Origin of the sequence: Pseudoalteromonas sp. GW168-MNA-CIBAN-0100 (assembly GCF_040309225.1) — a bacterium.
GTDB lineage: Bacteria > Pseudomonadota > Gammaproteobacteria > Enterobacterales > Alteromonadaceae > Pseudoalteromonas > Pseudoalteromonas arctica.
Window position 1 is genome coordinate 1 of sequence record NZ_JBEOOL010000015.1, and the last position, 20,771, is coordinate 20,771.

The 20,771-nt window shown below is 38.2% G+C and carries 17 protein-coding genes; 13 read left to right on the forward strand and 4 right to left on the reverse strand.

Annotation, left to right across the window (positions count from 1 at the left end; translation table 11 throughout):
• Window positions 1-481 precede the first annotated feature (481 nt).
• From AAEY62_RS10695 to AAEY62_RS10710, 4 genes are all read left to right on the forward strand, one after another.
• Complete coding sequence (locus AAEY62_RS10695) at window positions 482-1,522, forward strand: Leu/Phe/Val dehydrogenase (protein ID WP_024590806.1); 1,041 nt, start codon at window positions 482-484, stop codon at window positions 1,520-1,522.
• Window positions 1,523-1,707: 185 nt separating this feature from the next.
• The gene (locus AAEY62_RS10700) at window positions 1,708-2,346 is read left to right on the forward strand and encodes a CatA-like O-acetyltransferase (protein WP_024590807.1); all 639 of its coding nucleotides are present in this window, start codon (window positions 1,708-1,710) and stop codon (window positions 2,344-2,346) included.
• Window positions 2,347-2,522: 176 nt separating this feature from the next.
• The gene (locus AAEY62_RS10705; protein WP_002961680.1) at window positions 2,523-3,347 is read left to right on the forward strand and encodes a M90 family metallopeptidase; all 825 of its coding nucleotides are present in this window, start codon (window positions 2,523-2,525) and stop codon (window positions 3,345-3,347) included.
• A gap of 105 nt (window positions 3,348-3,452) precedes the next feature.
• A complete protein-coding gene (locus AAEY62_RS10710) occupies window positions 3,453-6,632 on the forward strand; it encodes an amidohydrolase family protein (protein ID WP_024590808.1) in 3,180 nt (1,059 codons plus the stop codon).
• A gap of 198 nt (window positions 6,633-6,830) precedes the next feature.
• Here the strand turns inward: AAEY62_RS10710 and AAEY62_RS10715 are convergent, their stop codons facing one another.
• Window positions 6,831-7,172 carry a hypothetical protein gene (locus AAEY62_RS10715; RefSeq protein ID WP_002961684.1) on the reverse strand — a complete coding sequence of 114 codons (342 nt, stop codon included), beginning with the start codon at window positions 7,170-7,172 and terminating at the stop codon, window positions 6,831-6,833.
• A gap of 150 nt (window positions 7,173-7,322) precedes the next feature.
• On the opposite strand from AAEY62_RS10715, the gene AAEY62_RS10720 reads away from it, so the two are divergent.
• Window positions 7,323-8,075 carry a Nif3-like dinuclear metal center hexameric protein gene (locus tag AAEY62_RS10720; protein WP_010555099.1) on the forward strand — a complete coding sequence of 251 codons (753 nt, stop codon included), beginning with the start codon at window positions 7,323-7,325 and terminating at the stop codon, window positions 8,073-8,075.
• 80 nt (window positions 8,076-8,155) lie between these two features.
• Here the strand turns inward: AAEY62_RS10720 and AAEY62_RS10725 are convergent, their stop codons facing one another.
• From AAEY62_RS10725 to AAEY62_RS10735, 3 genes are all read right to left on the reverse strand, one after another.
• Window positions 8,156-8,920, reverse strand: a complete 765-nt coding sequence (locus AAEY62_RS10725) for a YdcF family protein (protein ID WP_350634934.1) — start codon at window positions 8,918-8,920, stop codon at window positions 8,156-8,158.
• A 54-nt stretch (window positions 8,921-8,974) separates the two neighbouring features.
• Window positions 8,975-9,862: a LysR family transcriptional regulator gene (locus AAEY62_RS10730; protein ID WP_002961689.1), complete on the reverse strand. Its 888-nt coding sequence runs from the start codon at window positions 9,860-9,862 to the stop codon at window positions 8,975-8,977.
• Window positions 9,863-10,296: 434 nt separating this feature from the next.
• Window positions 10,297-12,666 carry an EAL domain-containing protein gene (locus AAEY62_RS10735; RefSeq protein ID WP_024590810.1) on the reverse strand — a complete coding sequence of 790 codons (2,370 nt, stop codon included), beginning with the start codon at window positions 12,664-12,666 and terminating at the stop codon, window positions 10,297-10,299.
• A gap of 290 nt (window positions 12,667-12,956) precedes the next feature.
• Between AAEY62_RS10735 and pyrC the strand changes: the two genes are divergently transcribed.
• The 8 genes from pyrC (at window position 12,957) to AAEY62_RS10775 (ending at window position 20,723) form a co-directional block, all read left to right on the forward strand.
• The gene (gene pyrC / locus AAEY62_RS10740; RefSeq protein WP_024590811.1) at window positions 12,957-14,009 is read left to right on the forward strand and encodes a dihydroorotase; all 1,053 of its coding nucleotides are present in this window, start codon (window positions 12,957-12,959) and stop codon (window positions 14,007-14,009) included.
• A gap of 440 nt (window positions 14,010-14,449) precedes the next feature.
• Window positions 14,450-14,653, forward strand: a complete 204-nt coding sequence (locus tag AAEY62_RS10745) for a cold-shock protein (protein ID WP_002961702.1) — start codon at window positions 14,450-14,452, stop codon at window positions 14,651-14,653.
• 1,097 nt (window positions 14,654-15,750) lie between these two features.
• Entirely contained in the window at window positions 15,751-16,521 is a 771-nt protein-coding gene (locus tag AAEY62_RS10750) for a DUF3450 domain-containing protein (protein ID WP_024590812.1), read from the forward strand.
• 6 nt (window positions 16,522-16,527) lie between these two features.
• Entirely contained in the window at window positions 16,528-17,892 is a 1,365-nt protein-coding gene (locus AAEY62_RS10755) for a MotA/TolQ/ExbB proton channel family protein (protein WP_007583865.1), read from the forward strand.
• A complete protein-coding gene (locus AAEY62_RS10760; protein ID WP_002961709.1) occupies window positions 17,892-18,416 on the forward strand; it encodes a MotA/TolQ/ExbB proton channel family protein in 525 nt (174 codons plus the stop codon). The genes AAEY62_RS10755 and AAEY62_RS10760 overlap by 1 nt, the downstream gene beginning before the upstream one ends.
• A 14-nt stretch (window positions 18,417-18,430) precedes the next feature.
• Entirely contained in the window at window positions 18,431-18,835 is a 405-nt protein-coding gene (locus AAEY62_RS10765; protein WP_007583867.1) for an ExbD/TolR family protein, read from the forward strand.
• Window positions 18,835-19,452, forward strand: a complete 618-nt coding sequence (locus AAEY62_RS10770; RefSeq protein WP_024590813.1) for an energy transducer TonB — start codon at window positions 18,835-18,837, stop codon at window positions 19,450-19,452. The genes AAEY62_RS10765 and AAEY62_RS10770 overlap by 1 nt, the downstream gene beginning before the upstream one ends.
• Before the next feature lie 11 nt (window positions 19,453-19,463).
• Window positions 19,464-20,723, forward strand: a complete 1,260-nt coding sequence (locus tag AAEY62_RS10775) for a tetratricopeptide repeat protein (RefSeq protein ID WP_024590814.1) — start codon at window positions 19,464-19,466, stop codon at window positions 20,721-20,723.
• Window positions 20,724-20,771: the final 48 nt, after the last annotated feature.

Consider the following 20,771-nt stretch of genomic DNA (forward strand, 5'->3'; position numbering starts at 1 on the left):
AATAGGCCACAACTTCTGTTGTAGCCTATTATGAGCCCTTTGAAAGATCGTTCAATTAGCTTAAACGATCTGCATTAAGCCTAGTGCTCGCTTTTTTGTTTTTTTAAATAGAGTCATTACCAAGTTTACAGCTCTGACCAGTTTACGAAAAAGCTCACTTTTTACTGGAAACCTATAGGCAGCAGTACGTGGCGGGCAAGCAGCACTTGTATATTAAACTTTACACACAATAGTTGTGTTACGTTCACGTAAACGTAAGTTGGTGTGGTTGTTCTATTTATAGTTTTTAAAACTTACAAACAACGATTTTGTGAATTTTTTATCTATATAAAAGTTTTAATCCGGTTATTTAATTTAAGCTTGATGTTTTCATTGGTTTTATCTTCTGTGAGTATAGCGAACTCGAATATGAAGTGATAAAGTCTCGGCAATTTCCAGCGCGCATACCCTCTCACGGGTTAACTATTTCGGAGTATTTTAAGTGGCTGTGTTTAATCGAGTTGAATTTGATAACCATGAACAAGTGGTTTTTTGTTCTGATGAAGAGTCGGGTTTAAAAGCAATTATTGCTGTACATAATACCAACCTAGGTCCTGCAGTTGGCGGATGTAGAATGTGGGATTATGCGAACGACGAAGATGCTGTTTACGACGTGCTACGTTTATCAAAGGGCATGACTTATAAAAATGCAGTTGCGCGCTTACCATTTGGTGGTGGTAAATCTGTAATTATAGGTAATGCGAAAGAAATTAAATCTGAGCAATTATTTCGTGCATTTGGTCGCCAGTTAGAGCGATTAAATGGCAGCTATTACTCAGCAGAAGATGTAAACATCACATGTGCTGATGTAGCTATCATGAATAAAGAAACTAATTACGTACTGGGTCTTGAAGGTAAAAGTGGTAACCCATCGCCATTTACAGCATACGGTACGTTTTTAGGAATTAAAGCAGCGCTACAGCATCAACGTGGTCATCAAAATTTTGCAGGTGTGAAAGTGGCTGTTCAAGGTTTAGGTGCTGTTGCTTATGGTTTATGTAAGCATTTAGCTGATGCGGGCGCTGAGTTGTTTGTAACTGACATTAACCAAGCTGCAATTGATCGCGTAGTTAATGATTTTGGCGCGACTGCGGTTGGCATTGATGAAATTTACGACTTAGATGTTGATGTTTATGCACCGTGTGCATTAGGTGCGACTATTAACGATTTAACGATACCGCGTTTAAAAGCGACTATTATTGCAGGCTGTGCTAATAATCAGTTAGCAGAGTCTCGCCACGGTGAAGTTATTCGTGAAAAAGGCATTTTATATGCACCAGATTACGTAATTAACGCTGGTGGTATTATTAATGTTTATTACGAAACAGCGCCAGAAGGTTACAGTGCAGCAGCGTCTAATAAACATGTTGAAGGTATTTTTAATACGTTAACTGAAATCTTTGCCCGTAGCGAAAAAGAGCAAAAATCAACGCATTTAATTGCTGACGAATTAGCGCAAGAGATCATTAAAAACGGTCTATAAATTTAAGCTAAAATGCAATAAAGGTGTGCAATTGCACACCTTTTGTTTATCTGTAAGTTAAGGGGTGTTGATCTTTGCGGATTTAACCTTGAAAGATCAACAGACCCTAATGCAATTATTACTGAACAGCGGTACACTTTATTTTTAATTTTGTGCGGCAAATTATGACTCCCTCAACTTCTCTCATGCAGCCTATCGATTTAGATAATTGGCCTAGAAAGCAACACTTTGAATTATTTAAACACTTTTCTCAGCCTTATTTTAATGTGTGTGTACGTTTAGATATTCAAACACTTTACGACTATTGCAAAACCAATCAATTTTCTTTTTTTCAAGCGTATGTATATTGCACCTTAAAAGCGTGCCATGAGTACGATTCAATAATGCTACGTATAATAGATAATCAACCATGGTTACTTAATAGTGTTCGCGCAAGTGTGGTTGAGTTGTCTGAAAACGATACGTTTGTTTTTAGTTATTTTAACAGCACAGGCGAGTTTAAAGAGTTTGCAAATCATGCAAGTGACGTAAGTAAAAAAGCGAAATTACAGCCGTTATTTTCTGATGCATTTGCTCAAACAGAAGGGCAGGCAGATTTAATTCATATATCTGTTTTGCCGTGGCTGAATTTTAGTGCGTTTTCGCATGCATTTAGTGAAGGGCAGAGTTTAGGCATTCCTAAATTTGTATTTGGTCAGTTTGATAAACACACAGGCACAATGCCTTTAGCTATCGATGTACACCATTCATTAATGGATGGTTTGCACGTAGCGAAATTTATAAACACATTGCAGGGTACATTTGATACCTTTTGCAAAAATTAACTTTAAACACATCAGTAACGGCAGTGCAAAGCAGTAAACAATTTATAAGTAATCTATAAGTAATCTATAAGCAATGCGATGTGAGTTACTTTATATTCAAATACATAACCTTGTATGCTTGAAAAGCACGTGTGCTGGACATATTTATATACCATACCTTAGCTCAGGAAATCCCCATGATAAATGGACTGTTAATTGTTGTTTTAATTCTTTTTGTGGTGATTTTCTGGCGTTGGCCATCAATTCAAAACCGATTATGGCGCAGTAAATATAAAGACTTTGCTTTAAATTCGCAGCAAAAAGATATTTTACTGCGTTGCATGCCCATCTATAAAAAAATGACCGACGCCGACAGAGAAAAATTAGAGCGACATATTACGTGGTTTTTAAACGAAAAACGCTTTGTCGGTTGTGATGGCTTAAGGCTAACGTCTGCAATGAAGTTAATTGTTGCCGCCGATGCGTGTGTATTAGTACTTAATAAACCGTGGCCGTTATATAGAAATGTAAAAGAAATTTTATTATATCCAAGTGCTTATTATGCTCCGCAATCAACTCGCGATAGTGCAGGACTTGTGAGTTACCATAATACGGTAAGACTAGGCGAGTCATGGCCTGGCGGCACGCTCGTTTTAAGCTGGCATGATGTACTTGAGGGTAATCGTTTACCAAGCGATGGACATAACTTGGTATTTCATGAGTTTGCGCATCAACTCGATCAAGAAACAGGTAAAACAACGGGCACACCCATTTTAAAAAGCTCAGCAGATTACAAAGAGTGGGGCAGAGTATTTAGTCGCGCTTTCACCCAGTTAAAAAGCCATGTTGCCTATAGCATGCCGCATGTTATTCACAGCTATGGTGCGACTAACGAAGCTGAGTTTTTTGCTGTACTCACCGAAACCTTCCTCGAAAAACCCGCAGAGCTTCGCCGATACGATCCTGAAATTTACAGTATGCTAGTTAATTACTATCAATTTGACCCTATTGTTTGGCATTAAACCTACATAAACCGCGCTTTATCATATAACGCTGGCAAGTTGCGTTTGTTTTTGTTGCAATCATGTGAAATAGTTTTTACTGCAACAATAACAAGCGAGAAACGCATGAAAAAAATGCTTCATACAGTATTGGCGCTGTCGGTGTCATTAGCGATAGGGCAGGTAAATGCCGCTGAAAAAGACGAACAAAAATGGCAAGTAGATTCACCTAAGGGGCAATTTGTTGACGCTGCAATTAGCGTTGATCAGGGCACATGGATGAATATAGATATTAGCCCTGATGGTAAAACCGTGGTGTTTGACTTACTTGGCGATATTTATACTATGCCAATGAGTGGTGGTACAGCCACAAAGCTCACCTCTGATATTGCATGGCAAATGCAACCACGCTTTAGTCCTAACGGCAAAAGTATTGCGTTTACCTCCGATCAAGGTGGTGGCGATAACATTTGGATAATGGACTTAAATGGTGAAAATCAACACGCTGTTACCGATGAAACCTTTAGATTACTAAATAGTCCTGCATGGAGTCCTGATGGCGACTACTTAGTTGCGCGTAAACACTTTACAGCTAGCCGCTCATTGGGAGCAGGTGAAGTGTGGTTGTATCATAAAGCGGGTGGCAAGGGCGTGCAGCTTACAAAACGCGAGAACGATCAAAAAGATTTAGGTGAGCCAATGTTTTCACCAGATGGTCGTTATGTATACTTTTCGCATGATGCAACACCCGGTAAAACATTTCATTATTCAAAAGATTCTGTAGCGGGCATTTATAAAATTAAGCGCTACGACCGTGAAACGGGTGAAATTGAAACCATAATCGATACGATGGGCGGTGCTATTAGGCCTACACCATCACCAGATGGTAAAAAGCTTGCTTATATAAAGCGTGATGACTTTCAAACTAGCTTGTATTTATATGACTTAACTAGCGGTGAGCACACTAAGCTTTACGATAAGCTTGAGCGAGATATGCAAGAAACATGGGCTATTCATGGTGTATACCCAACTATTGCATGGACACCCGATAACGAAGAGTTAGTATTTTGGGCTGGTGGTACAATTCACAAGCTAGATGTTGCAGACAAATCTGTAAAAACCATTCCTTTTAAAGTGCAAACCACTAAAAAAATTCAAAAAGCAGTGCGCTTTACACAAAACTTAGATACTGATGAATTTGATGTAAAAATGCTGCGTAATGTGCAAGTAAGCCCCGATGGAGAAACGGCAATTTTTGAAGCGCTTGGGCATATTTATAAACGTGATTTAGAGTCGGGTAAAATTAAGCGTTTAACAAAGCAAACTGATCATTACGAATTATTTCCACAGTACTCTCGCGATGGTAAAAAAATAGTTTACACCACATGGGATGATAACAAACAAGGGTCTGTAAGAGTGGTTTCTGCGCGCAGTGGTCGTGGCGATACAATTACTAAAGAGCCCGGGAAATATGTAGAGCCTACGTTTAGTCCAGATGGGAAAACGGTTGTTTATCGAAAAGCCACGGGGGGCAGTATTTTAAACCCTAAATGGTCACTTAACCCTGGTATATATAGCGTAAGCGCAAAAGGCGGTAAAAGTGAGCTTATTTCAAAAAGTGGTTATCAACCACAATTTGGAGATGCAAACGATCGCGTTTTTATAATGAGTCCTTGGCCAAAACCAACGCTTAGCGTAGTAGAACTTGAAAGTAAAAAAGTTCGCAAACTATATGAGTCAGAGCATGCTACAGAATTTAGAGTATCACCAGATGGGCAATATCTGGCTTTTGCTGAGCGATTTAAAGTATTTGTAACACCGTTTGTTCAAAGTGGTAAAACAATTAATATTGGGCCTAAAGACAGTCAATTTCCAATAGAGCAGTTATCGGTACGTGCTGGTGAAAACATTAGTTGGAGTGCTAAGAGCAACAAACTTTACTGGACATTAGGGCCTGAGCTTTATCATGCAAGCCTTGAGGGGATGTTTGCCATTAACAAAGCCGAAGATGCCGACTTTAAAGTGAAAAGTGGCGATAATATCGGTTTCAGTAAAAAAATGGCAGAGCCTAAAGGTATGATTGCGCTCACTGGTGCAAAAATTATAACTATGGACGGCGAAAAGATTATTGAAAATGGTGTAATTATCACTGATGGCAAGCATATTAAAGCAATTGGTACAGCCAGCGATATAAGCATTCCTAAAGGTGCTGAGGTTATTGATGTAACAGGTAAAACTATTATGCCTGGTATTGTTGATGCTCATGCACATGGCTCGCAAGCAAGTGACGAAATTATACCTGAGCAAAACTGGAAAAACTTTGCAGGTTTAGCGCTAGGTGTTACTACAATTCACGATCCATCAAACGATACCTCTGAAATATTTACCGCAAGCGAAATGCAAAAGGCAGGCATGATTGTTGGCCCGCGTATTTTCTCAACCGGTACTATTTTATATGGCGCAAATATGCCAGGTTATACGTCGCATATTGACTCGTTAGACGATGCTAAATTTCATTTAGAGCGCCTTAAAAAAGTAGGGGCGTTTAGTGTTAAATCGTATAACCAGCCACGTCGTGAGCAGCGCCAACAAGTTATTGAAGCAGGCCGTGAACTTGAAATGATGGTAGTACCAGAAGGTGGCTCATTATTACAACATAACTTAAGTATGATTGTAGATGGACACACAGGTATTGAGCATTCAATCCCTGTAGAGAACATATACGACGATATAAAGCAGTTATGGTCGCAAAGTGATGTTGGCTATACACCAACACTTGTAGTGGCTTATGGTGGCATTTGGGGTGAGAACTACTGGTACGATAAAACTGATGTGTGGAATCACCCGCGTTTAAGTAAATTTGTGCCAAAAAATCAATTATTACCACGCTCTATGCGCCGCATTAAAGCGCCCGATCATCACTATAATCACTTTAATAACGCACGCGTTGCTGCTGAGCTACAAGACCTAGGTGTATTAGTTAACTTAGGTGCTCACGGTCAGCGTGAAGGCTTAGGTGCACACTGGGAGATGTGGATGTTTGCACAAGGCGGAATGACACCGCTTGAGGCTATACGTGCTTCAACACTCGATCCGGCTAAGTATTTAGGGCTTGATAAAAACGTAGGCTCGCTTGAAGTGGGCAAACTGGCAGATTTAATGGTTATAGATGGCGATCCGCTTAAAAATATTCGAGATTCGGATAAAGTAGATTACACCATGATCAATGGTCGATTATTCAATGCAGAGACAATGAGTGAAGTGGGTAAAAAAGAGCGCGAACCACTTTACTTCGAAAAGTTATAATTTATTTTGATCTTTTGAAAGCGGCTACATAGCCGCTTTTTTTAGTCTTACTCAACTTATAAGGCTCTATTTTTTTGATTAAATGGTGCAATTAAGGTTGGAAGACGATAATTAATATAATTTTTAGATATTTTTTAGCAAATCGCGCACATAAAAAAACCGCTTAACGCGGTTTCTTTTAAAAATCATAAATGTTGATTAAACAACACCGCGCGGTAAGCGACAGTCATGATCTTTACGAGCTAAAATTACAATCCAAAGTTCTTCCGCTGTGTAACCTTCTTCGTTTTCGGTAACAACAGTGAATGGCGCTTTTTTCTGTGCTTTAACAGGCGCAGCTGCTTTTGGTTTTTTCGTTTTAGTTGTTTTACCAGAGTTTAACTTTTTAGTAAGCTCTGCTACGTCAGCTAGGCGTAAATTTTTACCGCCATCAATGCTGTACCAACCAGGTTTAGTTGTGATTTCAGGTTTTTTACCATTGGCAGTTTCGTACGCTGCTTCAAAGGCAGATAACACTTCTGTTTTGTCTAGTTTGCTCATCAGAGACCCTATACGTTGTGAACACAGATAAAGAAGAGGTATTTATACCTATTTTAAAACAGTTTTTCAATTTTTTGCGATTTTCCTTCCATTTTAAGGCTATAAACGCCAAAATTTGCACAAAATTCAGTGCTAAGTAAGGTAAGTTATATGCAACGTAGAGAATTTAACCAACTCCTAAATGACATTTTAAAACCTCAATTAATTAAAGATTTTTGCCCAAATGGCTTACAGGTCGAAGGTAAAAACGAAATTAAAAAAATTGTGACGGGTGTAACCGCAAGTCAAGCTTTAATAGATGCTGCCATTGAGCAACAAGCAGATGCTATTTTAGTTCATCATGGATTTTTTTGGAAAGGGGAATCCCAACCAATAACGGGAATGAAAAAGCGTCGTATAGGTGCGTTATTAGCACACGATATTAATTTATTTGGCTATCACTTACCACTTGATATTCATCCAGCAGTTGGCAATAACGCGCAACTTGCAAAGTTATTGGATATTGAAATTGAAACAGGGCTAGAGCCAACTTCAAATAGCGTAGCAATGAAAGGGCGTTTAAAAACACCATTAAGTGGTGAGGATTTTGCAGATAAAATTGCAAAAGTGCTAAATCGAACCCCGCTCACAAGCTTAGTACGTTCAACAAAAATTGAAACCATTGCACTGTGCACCGGTGGTGGGCAAGGGTATATTGATTTAGCTGCAGAGCAAGGCATTGATGCTTATTTAACGGGTGAGGCATCGGAGCAAACAATTCATAGTTCTCGTGAGCAAAACATTGATTTTTTTGCCGCAGGGCATCATGCCACAGAGCGCTATGGTGTAAAAGCTCTGGGTGAGTTACTTGCTCAAGAGCATGGTTTTGATGTGACATTTATAGATATAGATAACCCAGTTTAACTAGGCTATCTATTAGTTAACCTGAACTCTACTTGAGATAGATTTATTATCTAGAGTTCAGGTTAGTTAGACGAAATGAGCTACAGTGCCTCTGGATCTATCCAGCGGCGCAAACTTATCCATGTGTTTCCTACTACTTCGTGACTGTATTGCGTAACCACAAGTAAGGCATGAGCATTGGGAATAAACTGTTTGCTCCATGGAAGTGCAGCAAAATTATGATAATCAGTGGCTGCGGGTATGACTTCAATACCTTGAGCATTAAATAAGTCTTTTGCGCGTGGCATGTGCAGTACAGATGTTACTAGTGCAACCTTAAAGTCGACTAATTTTGATGCCAGTAACTTAGCTTCTTCACCTGTATCCATTGCTTTTGGGTTTTGGAATATACGACTCTTATTAACACCTAAACTAATTGCCGTTTGATACATAAGCCCGCTATTAGTGGTATTTTGATAACCCCCGCCTGAAACTATAAGCTCTGCATTAGGGTAGTGCTTTGCTAGTTTTACACCTTCTACTAAGCGCGTTAGCGCACAATTACCTAATTGATTATTAGCACTGAGTGCAGGATTTGGGTTTATATCGCAACCTAGTACAACTATTTTGTCTATTTTTGGATGCTTTAGGGTATTAAATGCAAGCGACGCAGGTTCATTATTTTGGATAATTAAATTGGCGATAAAGGGTGTGCTCAATGCAAGTAATACAATTAAGCTTAAAGTAGATAAGAAGAGAGCTGATTTGCGGCCTTTAAATGCGAGTAGGAGCATCAGGCACGCAAATAAACCAAATAGAGGCAGTGGCATAAGTAAGCCACCAATCATTTTTTTAATAACAAACATAAGAGTTAAACGCTGTAGAGTTAATTACAGCGATATTACTCATTATATTGATGATTATCGACCGTTATTTAGCTTACACGTATTTAAAAAGTGACGATAAACAGGGTTATCTTTCATGTCTTTTTTCATCGCTAAATACATAGGACGAGTAAGGCCAAGAGCGCCCAAAGGAATTGATTTAATTAAGCCTTGGCTTTCATAAGGTGTAACTAGCCAATCAGGTAAAGCGGCAACGCCCATGCCGGCACTTACTAGTTGAAAAATAAGTAATCCTTGGTCAACCGTTTTTAACGTACCGTCGAAACGTGCATTTTGAATGAAATGCTTAAATATATCTTGGCGTTCACGCGGGATAGGGTATGAAATAATAGTTTCGTTTTTTAAATCAAGCGCTGTTACATACGCTTTTTTAGCAAGTTCATGATCCGGTGCCACAATAAGCTTCAATTTAAAATCAAATAAGTGCGCGTATTCTAATGTGTCGGGTTCACGTATGTCAGATGTTAAAACTAAATCGAGCTCATCGCTTAGTAAGTCAGGAATAGCGTCGTAACTAAAGCCGCGCTCGTAATCAATTTTTATATCAGGCCAAAAGTTATTAAATTCTTTAATAGTAGGCAATAACCAATGAAAACATGCATGGCATTCCACACTTAAACGCAGTTGAGAAATAGGCTGATTTAAGCTTTCTTTCAAACGGCATTTAGTCGCTTCCATTTTTGGTAATATTTCGTGAGCCAACTCAAGTAATAGCATTCCCTGAGGGGTAAAGCGGACTGGTTGAGTTTTACGCTCAAATAATTGGCAATCTAATTTATTCTCTAAATCTTTGATTTGATGAGATAAAGCAGACTGTGTCAAAAATAACTCTCGTGCCGTATTAACCAAAGATCCTGTTTCTTTTAGGGTTGCTATGGTTTTTAAATGTTTAATACCAATCATCTTTAAAAATTCTCATGGGAAAAGTGAGTTCAGCTCAGATTAACCACATACTACGCCTATATAAAAAACGTTTCAACGTCTAGATGGCTAAAAGCTTGCGATTTATTGTGGTTTATTGCAGTTTATTGCTATGAATCGCGAAAATATTAGAATTAGTAACGATAAAAGTCATTCAAAAACTGGTTTGATGAGTTTTAGATGAGTTTGCTTCATGTTGTATTTTAAGTATATCGATTGCGGTGTGCTTCACCTCAGTGTGAATTTTGACTATATAGATAACTGTGTGGGGTGGGGGGTTGTTGAATGGTTACTTTAGGTTGTGGTTTAAAAACTAAAGTCGTTTTGCGTTTTGCGTTTTGCTTTTTAGCTTTAGTTTAGGTCAATGAATGAGTATATACGTAATACCTAAGCCAGCGACCTACTCGCTGGCTTTTTTATAAGGGCTTATTAATAAGTAATATGGCTTCTTTGGCTGTGACCGGTTTTGACTTTAAAAAACCTTGGCCATAGTCGCACGCGGTGGATTGTAAAATGGCTAATTGTTCAAGTGTTTCTATCCCTTCAGCAACAACCTCAAGTTTTAATGATTGCGCAAGTGATAAAATGGCTTCAACAAGTGGATTGGTGGAATCTTGTAGGTGGTCAATAAAACTTTTATCTATTTTTAAAATATGAATAGGCAGTTGGTGCAAGTAGCCGAGTGCCGAGTAACCCGTTCCAAAATCGTCAAGGCACAATTTTACTTTTAAAGGTGAAAGACCTTCTATTATTTGAGTGGCGAGTTCTAGATTTTCTATTAAGCCTGATTCGGTAATTTCTAAACATAAAGAACCCAGAGGTAATTGGTATTTATTATAAATAGAATGTATTTGCGCTACAAAATCGAGGCTTGCAAAATGCCGTGACGATACATTAACCGTTACTTTCAAAAAGCGATGACCTTGCTGGTGCCAATTAGAAATCTGCTGAGCGGCTAAATCAAGTAAATGTAAATCAAGATTTATAATTTGCCCTGTAGTTTCAGCTATCGGTATAAAGTCATTAGGTGGTACAAATCCTTTTTTAGGATGATGCCAGCGCACAAGTGCTTCAAAACCAATAACCTCACTTGTGGTAATTGTAAAAATTGGCTGAAAATAGAGTTCAAATTCGTTGTGTTCTATACCGTGTTGCAAGTCGTTTTCGATATCCGCATGGGTTTTAAGTTTTTTACGCATCGTGTTATTAAAAAACTTAACTTGTCCACGCCCGGTGGATTTTGCTTCATACATAGCAGCATCAGCTTGTTGCAGTAATATATAAGCTTGATCGTTTATGTTGTCGGTATAGGCAATACCAATACTAGTAGAGGCTTGAAGTAAGTGGCTATCTACATTTAGAGGTTTTGCTAATGCGCTTTTAATTCTGTTTAAAGCTTCATTAACTTGGTTTTTATGTGTGATATTTTCCATGAAAATAGCAAATTCATCACCGCCTAAACGAGCAAATGTATCGGTGCTTCGTACTGTACTTTTAATTAAGCCGCATATTTTTATAAGAAAATGGTCTCCGACCTCATGCCCCAGCGAATCATTAATACTTTTAAAACGGTCAAAATCTAGATACAGCAGGGCATGGCTAGTACTTTTTTTAGCGCGCGTTAAACGTAAAATAGCATGCTTTATTCTCTCAATGAGTAATGAGCGGTTAGCAAGGCCGGTAAGCTCGTCATGCAATGCTTTATGCTCGAGCTCTTGTCGGGCTAGTTGTCTATCAATTGCCATACTTATTTGACGACTTACGTAAGTTAGAAGAGCGCTGTCGTGTTCGTTGTATTGCAGTGTTTTATCGTAGCTTTGTACAACAATAACACCGCTTATACGATCACTTGTTTTAAATGGAACACCCAACCAAGACTCTGATTGTCGACCTACCATTTTAAAATCACCGTTATCAATATGACTTTGAAAGGCATCTTTATTGAGTAATAAGGTTTGCTCTGTTTGCAGTAGGTAATATGAAGCAGTGTCTTTTAGCTGTTCTTTAGATATTTTTTGATGTGTTTTAGTGTTTATGCCTTCTTCGACTATATAAACAAGGTCAAGTATATCTACTTTTTTGTCATATAAAGCGATAAAAAAGTTATCAGCACGAAGTAAGTTATTGATAATTGAATGCAAGGCTTCAAAGAAGGTATCTAAGTCGTTAGCTTTGTAGGTTAGGTTAGCTATTTGTAATAAGCTATTTTCTAATTTTTGTGCGTTGTTAAGTTGCTCAACTGTTTTTTGTAAGTTATTTACCGTATTTACCTGGTTAATTTTAGCACTGAGTAAGTGGGCAACTGTTGTAAGAATTTCAAGGTGTGCGTTTGTAAAGTAGCCTTTAATAGGGTGCTCACAATCAATAACACCTAAAACTTGTTCTTTATATATAAGAGGGACGCATAGTTCTGATTGGGCAGGGCGCTCATCTGCGATATAACGGCTATCTTTTGTTACATCATCGATAACTACGGCTTTACCAGTAGTTGCAACAGCTCCAGTAATTCCTTCACTAAAACGTATTACTTTACGTTCGGCTTGATATTTGTCTCGGGCGTGAGCAATACCCATCGATGCAACTTGATTTAATGTATAAGCATTGTTATCGGCAAGGTAAATAACGCAATCAACAAATCCTAAACGGTTAACAACGTGCGTTGTAACATACTCAAATAGCTCGTCTAGTGTGTCTAGTTGCAATAAGCTTGATGAAAATTGATTAATTATACTCAGTTGATCAGTTTTTATCTCAAGTGCTCTTGAGGCATTATTTTTGTAAGACATAGGCAATTTATATTATTCTTTTTATTTTTAAATACGTAGCTAAGTTAACCTAATCTTGGATTTTGTACAAAATAAAGCGATGAGTGGTTTTAATTGGCTGTAAATTATTATGACGAATGACTTTAATTAATTGTAAGTAATAACAATAGCTAATCCCAATTGAATTGGAGTATTAAGCTTTAATTACACAACTCGGTAATGTCATCAACATATGCATTATTTTTAATAAAATCTTTACTCGAAAACATCATATGCCTATGATCGGATAAATTCAGCCTTGGAACAAAGTAATGACAAGCAATAATACAAACTCTGTAACAACCCTTACTATCACTCGCCCAGATGACTGGCATGTACATTTACGTGATGGCGACCAGCTAAAGGATACTGTACGAGACATTAGCAGATACATGGGTCGCGCTATTATTATGCCAAACCTTGTTCCGCCGGCAACATGTACTGATACCGCTCTTTCTTATCGAGAACGTATTATGGCAGCAGGCCCACAAGGTGCCTTTGAGCCATTAATGGTACTTTACCTTACTGATAAAACGACACCAGATGAAATAGAGAAAGCAAAAGCAACGGGCAAAATAGTAGCTGCAAAGCTTTATCCTGCTGGCGCTACAACCAATTCTGATTCGGGTGTTACATCAGTCAAAAATATTTACCCGGTTTTAAAAGCAATGCAAGAAGTAGGTATGTTGCTGTTAGTACACGGAGAAGTTACTGATTCATCAATTGATATTTTTGACCGTGAAAAAGTATTTTTAGAGACGATTTTAGGGGATGTGGTAAGTGACTTTCCTGAACTTAAAATTGTACTAGAGCATATTACAACTAAAGATGCAGTAGAGTTTGTAGTTAATGCACCTAGCAATGTAGCAGCAACAATTACAGCTCATCATTTACTTTATAATCGTAATCATATGTTAGCGGGTGGAATTCGCCCACATTATTACTGTTTGCCAATCCTCAAACGTAACATTCACCAGCAAGCATTAATGGCCGCAGCTATAAGTGGAAATAAAAAGTTTTTCTTAGGAACTGATTCTGCACCACATTATAAAGATAAAAAAGAAGCTGCTTGTGGTTGTGCTGGTGCATATACGGCCCATGCCGCTATTGAGTTATACGCTGAAGCATTCGAAGACGCAGGAGCTTTGGACATGCTTGAAGGATTTGCAAGCCACTTTGGTCCTGACTTTTATGAGTTGCCGCGTAATGCCGATACAATAACATTACAAAGAAAACCATGGGACGTACCTGCAAGTTATACCCTAGGCGACTCTGAAGTTGTGCCTATAAAAGCAGAAGATACTATTGATTGGTCTGTTAAATAGTTAATATTTTATATTTAAACCAAAAGCCGCTTAATTTTTAAAGCGGCTTTTTTGTTTGTATTTTTGATGTTATTGAAGCGTTGTTTGACAGTATTGCTGTTGTAGAGGGCTTTTATACGCGTTTATAGCAATATATATTACAATAATACTTTATAGTTTTTGCTTGGAAATTAGTCAGTTAAAGGCGATTTAAAACAAATTTATATTTTTAATAAATAATTCCCAATTAATAGAGCGAAAAAAAATATAATGTGTTAATCTTACCTTGCTTTGAGTTTTTATGTATTGAATTTACGGATATTGTGCTGCGTTTAAGGTTACCGGTTAGGTTATTACTTGTTCCTGTACTGTACCTCCATATTTTTGAGCATTGACTCAGGGAGGATATTGCCATAATAATATGGCTGAATTTTAATTATTGACTTACAGGAAAATTTAGTATGTCGGTTACTGGTAAAGTAAAGTTTTTCAACGAAGCTAAAGGCTTTGGTTTCATTGAACAAGAAAATGGTCCTGACGTGTTTGTACATTTCAGCGCAATCACTGGTTCTGGTTTTCGCACTCTTAGCGAAGGTCAAGCAGTGACATTCAGCATCAAACAAGGTCAAAAAGGCCCTGAAGCTGAGAACGTAGAAGCAGCATAATTTATTATGTGAACTCTAGTTCATCTTGGTGAAGCAGGTCTCTGTTTCACCATAATTCCTCTCTATGTACATAATTAATAAAATCCTTCTTTTTAAATCCTTGAACACAAATTTCATATATTCTTAAATCTTCTATTTTAATACAAACCCAAAATTCAATTATCTGAATAACTTATACAATCGAACCACTTTCTATCGCATTTAAAACATCCCTTACAATTTATCCAACTGATCCGATACTTATATACATAAAAATGATGCCAAATAACAATCTGTGTAAATTTTAGTGTAAGTCTTGCTAGTGCAATCAGGTTGAAGTTTTGTACTTTAACTATAAATGGGCAAGGGAACCTCTATAGGCCTCTGATAGCTTATTATGGAAGCGTTAGGCATCATTTATAGTCCATTATTATTAAAGTTGAGCAACTTTTTGTGATTAACTTTGTTACTAAATAAATTTAACTGTTAAATAGTATTAATGAGCACTCTAAAGCGGTAAATGTAACTCGTCTAATTATCGAAAGCTATTTGGCTATTTCAGGCCTTGCTAAAAGAAACTTATTATTACTATTTATGGGAAACGCGTTTTATAAATGGCTTTAGGTATTGCGTGCATAAAGCAAGGTGGGCGGTATTAGAGATTATCCAGTGTTGTTTTTTTGTGCGACAAATGGTTTGTTTTTTCAGATGAAGTGTTATTGGGGAGATAAAATGTGCTGAAATCGTTTAAAAAATAACTTTTGTTATATCTATCTATATTTTTTTTTGTTTTTTTTCAGTGCGAATTCAGCTTTGGCTAAATGTTGCAATAATGTTGTTTTATGTCAGTACAATGCGAATAAATACACCCCTCAAAAGGCTTTAATCGAAATATTAAGCAAAAGCTTGGTTGCAATAATGTTAACAGTTGTGTGCTAGTACTTTTGTTTAAGCATTAACTTAGCTATTTATTTGCAGAGATTAGTAAACATCAAGTTGACAGCGCTAATTGCATTTAGCATTATTGGAAGGTTGATATCTATTAAAAGATATCAGGGTTGTTCTCTTCGGAGGATAATTAAATTATAAAAGTAACATTACTTAATTGGTTGGGAACTATGTCTGTTAAAATCAGAAAGAGTCTTGTAGCAACTGCGTTGGTTGGCGCATTTGCATTTGCAAGCAGCAATGTGATTGCAGATCCTTTGAATGACGTGCAAAAAGCAGGTCAACAAATTCAAAAGGCTGCGGTTAAGTCTCAAACTAAAATTGACAATGTATATGGTCAAACTCAGGAGCTAATCGCTGAGTACCGTAGCGTTGTTGATGAGACTGAACTTATGAAAGTGTATAACGATCACGTGTCGCGCTTGGTTGATAGCCAAAACGCGTCTATTGAATCGTTTGATCGTCAAATCGCTACGATTGATAACACGAAACAAAACGTTGTGCCTTTGATGTATCGCATGATCGATACGCTTGAGCAATTCATCAAAGCGGACGTTCCATTTAATCTAGAGACGCGTTTAGGACGTGTTGAAAGACTACGTGAAATCATGGTTTCTGCGTCTGTAACGACGTCTGAAAAATTCCGTCAAGTACTTGAAGCTTACACTATTGAAACAGCATACAGCTCACTTGTATCTGCTTCACAAGGTACACTAGAAGTTGATGGCAAAAGTATTAACGTTGATATCGGTCAGTTAGGTCGTATTACTTACGTTGCTCAGTCTTTTGACTTGAAACATGCTTGGGTGTGGGATAACAACACTAAACAGTGGAAAGAATTAGGTGAAGAATACCTAAAACCTGTTAAAGAAGTTATTCGTATGGCGCGTAAGCAAGCGACATTAGAACTTGTTAAACTACCTATCTTTGGCGCGGAGTAATCAATAATGAAGAAACTATTTAAAGGTTTTGCTGTTGCCGCAGTACTAACTGTTTCTGCAGGTACCGCGTTAAATGCACATGCAAATACTGGAGCTCTAGATAAAATACTTGAGCAAGTAAAGCAAGAGCGTATCTCTGAAGGTAAAATCGATAAGAAACGTGAACAAGAGTTCTTATCAGATCGTGCTGACAAGCAATCTTTACTTAATAAAGCTAAAAGCCAACTTGCTTCTGAGAAGTCTCGTGGTGAAAGCTTAACTAAGCAATATGCACAAAATGAAAACACGTTAGCTGAAAAAGAAGCCGCCCTTCAAAGTGCTCAAGGTACTTTGGGTGAGATGTTTGGTGTTGTACGTCGTGCAGCTCAAGACGCTATCGGTTCTATCGAAGCATCACTAGTTAGTGCTGAGAAACCTGGCCGTGCAGAAATCTTACGTTCATTAGCTGCTGCTAAAGAACTTCCTACAGTTCGCGAACTTGAAGAACTTTGGATTTCACTTCAAACAGAAATGACTGAATCAGCTAAAGTTTCAACTTTTGAAACTGAAGTTGCTGGTCTTGACGGTAACCCGTCAATGAAGAAAGTAACGCGTATCGGTAACTTTAACTTAGTTACAGACGATGGTTACTTAATTTATTCACCAGAAACTAAGTCTATTCAGCCTCTAGGTAAACAGCCTGATAGCTATATTTTAGACGGTATCACTGATCTTGAAAATACATCACCAGATAACTACGCTGGTGTTTATATCGATCCGACTCGTGGTGCTATCTTACGTATCAACACTCAAAAAGCGACTCTTATGGAATACTTCCATCAAGGTGGCGTAGTTGGTTATATCATTACAGCTTTACTAGCTTTAGGTATGCTAATTACTCTAATTCGCTTTGTTGACCTTACACTTACTACTAGTAAGATTAAGAGCCAGCTTAAAAATGTTGCTACACCGAATACAAATAACCCACTGGGTCGTATTCTTAAAGTGTACCATGACAACAAGAACCAAGATGTTGAAAACCTTGAGCTTAAACTTGATGAAGCGATTCTACGTGAAACGCCGCGCATCGAAGCTGGTATCAACATAATTAAGATTCTTGCTGCAATCGCACCATTACTAGGTCTACTAGGTACAGTAATCGGTATGATCTTAACGTTCCAAACAATCACATTGTTCGGTACGGGTGATCCGAAGATCATGGCAGGTAACATCTCTCTAGCACTTGTAACTACAGCGCTAGGTCTAATTGCTGCATTACCACTAATTCTACTTCATGCTCTTGTAGCTGGTCGTAGTAAGTCGGTATTACACATCCTTGATGAGCAAAGCGCGGGTATCGTTGCTACTCACGCGGAGAAGGAGAAAGCCTAATGCTAGTCCTGATGGAGATATGGGAATCTATCAGGGATTTTGTTGGCACAGGCGGCCAGGTTTTATACGTGGTCGCGATAGCACTCTTTCTGATGTGGGTTTTAATGATTGAGCGCTATTGGTTTCTACTTGCAGAGTTTCCTCGCACAGCGAAAGAAATTGTAGCAAAGTGGGATGCCCGCCAAGACACTACGTCTTGGTACGCACACAGAATCCGTGAAGCATGGATTTCTGAAGCGTCTGAAAAATTAGATCAGCGTATGTTGTTGATTAAGACATTAGTAGCTGTTTGTCCTTTAATAGGCTTACTTGGTACTGTTACTGGTATGATCTCGGTTTTTGAAACCATGGCCAACCAGGGTACGGGTAATGCACGCTTAATGGCATCAGGTATTTCAATGGCAACAATCCCAACAATGGCTGGAATGGTTGCGGCACTATCTGGAGTATTTTTTAGCTCACGTCTTGAGACAAAAGCTAAAATGGTGAAAGCCAAACTTATTGATAGTATGCCTCATCACTAGAGAGAGAATTAAATATGGCACGTAAACAACGTTTTCGTGAAGAAGAAGAAGCAGCGGTTGATATGACGCCAATGCTTGACATCGTATTTATCATGCTTATTTTCTTTATCGTAACTACATCGTTCGTTAAAGAGGCTGGTATCGAGGTCAATAAACCAAAAGCTGCCCAAGCTACTAAGCAAAAAAATGCTAACATTTTTATTGCTATTCGTAGTAACGGCGAAATCTGGGTTGATAAACAACAAATTGATGTTGAACGTATTTCAGCAAAAATCGAAAGTTTATTAGCAGAACAACCTACTGAAGTTGTGATTATACAAGCTGATAAAGAAGCTAAACACGGCACAGTGGTTAAAGTTATGGACCAGATTAAAGCGACGGGTGACAACCTTAGAATTTCAATAGCTGGAGATCAGTAATGATTCGTTTTCTGTTTTCACTGATTGCAGGTGGGGCAGTTACTTTCGGCTTGTTCTACTTCATGGCCTTCCTCATCTCTGGTGGGGCTGACCGTAATACGGAACAAAAAGAGCAGATCATAGTCGAAATAATGACGAATCCGCCTGAATCTAAGGTGCAGGAGAGGAAGCGTGTACCGCCTCCTCCTCCACCACCGCCAAAGCAGCCGCCTAAACCGCAGCCGCCACAGCCGGAAAATAATAACCCTAATCCTGGTGCTATGTCATTTAATATGGGTAGTATCGATATAGGTAGTTCAGCTGGTGGATTAAGTGGTCCTGGTGCATTTGGACGAGATGGTGATGCGACACCTATCGTTCGTATAGAACCAAAATATCCAACGCAAGCAGCACGTGATGGCAAAGAAGGTTGGGTACAACTTTCATTCACAATTGATGAGTTAGGTGGAGTAACTGACGTTGAAGTAATTGACGCAGATCCAAAACGTATCTTTGACCGTGAAGCTAAACGCGCATTGCGTAAATGGAAGTACCGTCCTAAGATCATTGACGGAAAACCACAGAAACAACCAGGTTTACAAGTTCAATTAGACTTTAAACTTAACCAAGGCAACTAAGGAGGCGAGTAATGAGAAATTTTTCTAAAGTAACTGCTCTTGCGATTCTTATGTCTGTGACTGGTGCTACTTTAAGTGCATCTGTTTTAGCAGCGCCAGATTACGCAAAAATTGAAGAGCGTAAAAAAGCAAAAACTAAAATCATGGGCGAGCGTACTGGTAAAAAGGTAATTAAAGCATTTGACTTGTACAACGAAGAAAAAGTTGATGAAGCAATTGTTTTGCTTAGAGAGATTGATGCTTCGAATGACTTTGATAAAGCGACTGTAAATCGTTACTTAGGTAGCATGTACGCGCAGAAAGAAAAGTATGACGAAGCAATTAAATATTCTAAACAAGCAGTTGCCCCTGATGTTTTAAACTTTGCTGATCAAGAACAAACTCTAAAACTGTTAGGCGATTTATACGCCGGTACTGAAAAGTATCAAGAAGCCAAAAAAGCTTATGTAGCTTGGATGGACTTCACTGGCCAAGAAGACCCTACGGTTTATACGCGTATTGCCCAAGCTAATTTCCAGCTAGAGCAGTTTCGTGATGTTTTTGAACCAGCAGATAAGGCAATTAAACTTCAAAAAGAGCCAAATAAAGGCCCTTTCCAACTAAAACTAGCTGCATACTTTGAACTTAAAGATTATGCAAGTATGGTTAAAGTTGGCGAAGAAATTGTTCGTGTATGGCCTGATGATAAAAAAGCTTGGATTGGTTTAGGTAAATATTACCTACAAACTGAGGATTATTCTAAAGGTTTAGCAACGATGGAAGTTGCATACAATAATGGTTACTTTGAAAATGAAGTTGATTATAAAGTCTTATCTAACTTTTACTCTCTAAACGAGATCCCTTTTAGAGCAGCTGTAACGCTAGAAAAGGCCGTTAAGAGTGAAAAAGTAAAACGTACAAAGCAGAATATTAGCGCGATTGCTAGTAACTATCATCGCTCTAAAGATCTAGAAAAAGCTGCTAAGTACTATGAAGAAGCTGCTAAATTTGATGACGACGCTGAACTTTACCGTAAAGCTGGTTCATTACTTTTACAATCTGAGAAATTCAGTGCTGCTGTTGTTCGTTTGAACAAAGCATTAGAGCTTGGCTCTGACAAAAAAGGTACTATTTATTCAGATTTAGCTGAAGCGTATTACTATCAAGGTAAGTATAAGCAAGCATATGCTGCAATTACTAAAGCTATGGATGACCCTCGCACACGTAAGTTTGCAAAAGGTTGGTCTACATATATTAAAGATAAAGCCGCTCGCAACGGTGTTAAAATTTAATTTTAATTAGCTAAAGCAACTTATAAAAAGCCCCTCTGGGGCTTTTTT

Coding starts and splice junctions, on each gene's coding strand:
- AAEY62_RS10750 (WP_024590812.1), top strand. CDS start 15,751: ATGTCTGTTAAAATCAGAAAGAGTCTTGTAGCAACTGCGTTGGTTGGC.
- AAEY62_RS10775 (WP_024590814.1), top strand. CDS start 19,464: ATGAGAAATTTTTCTAAAGTAACTGCTCTTGCGATTCTTATGTCTGTG.
- AAEY62_RS10755 (WP_007583865.1), top strand. CDS start 16,528: ATGAAGAAACTATTTAAAGGTTTTGCTGTTGCCGCAGTACTAACTGTT.
- AAEY62_RS10735 (WP_024590810.1), bottom strand. CDS start 12,666: ATGTCTTACAAAAATAATGCCTCAAGAGCACTTGAGATAAAAACTGAT.
- AAEY62_RS10760 (WP_002961709.1), top strand. CDS start 17,892: ATGCTAGTCCTGATGGAGATATGGGAATCTATCAGGGATTTTGTTGGC.
- AAEY62_RS10705 (WP_002961680.1), top strand. CDS start 2,523: ATGATAAATGGACTGTTAATTGTTGTTTTAATTCTTTTTGTGGTGATT.
- AAEY62_RS10710 (WP_024590808.1), top strand. CDS start 3,453: ATGAAAAAAATGCTTCATACAGTATTGGCGCTGTCGGTGTCATTAGCG.
- AAEY62_RS10730 (WP_002961689.1), bottom strand. CDS start 9,862: ATGATTGGTATTAAACATTTAAAAACCATAGCAACCCTAAAAGAAACA.
- AAEY62_RS10770 (WP_024590813.1), top strand. CDS start 18,835: ATGATTCGTTTTCTGTTTTCACTGATTGCAGGTGGGGCAGTTACTTTC.
- AAEY62_RS10720 (WP_010555099.1), top strand. CDS start 7,323: ATGCAACGTAGAGAATTTAACCAACTCCTAAATGACATTTTAAAACCT.
- AAEY62_RS10765 (WP_007583867.1), top strand. CDS start 18,431: ATGGCACGTAAACAACGTTTTCGTGAAGAAGAAGAAGCAGCGGTTGAT.
- AAEY62_RS10700 (WP_024590807.1), top strand. CDS start 1,708: ATGCAGCCTATCGATTTAGATAATTGGCCTAGAAAGCAACACTTTGAA.
- AAEY62_RS10745 (WP_002961702.1), top strand. CDS start 14,450: ATGTCGGTTACTGGTAAAGTAAAGTTTTTCAACGAAGCTAAAGGCTTT.
- AAEY62_RS10715 (WP_002961684.1), bottom strand. CDS start 7,172: ATGAGCAAACTAGACAAAACAGAAGTGTTATCTGCCTTTGAAGCAGCG.
- pyrC (WP_024590811.1), top strand. CDS start 12,957: ATGACAAGCAATAATACAAACTCTGTAACAACCCTTACTATCACTCGC.
- AAEY62_RS10725 (WP_350634934.1), bottom strand. CDS start 8,920: ATGTTTGTTATTAAAAAAATGATTGGTGGCTTACTTATGCCACTGCCT.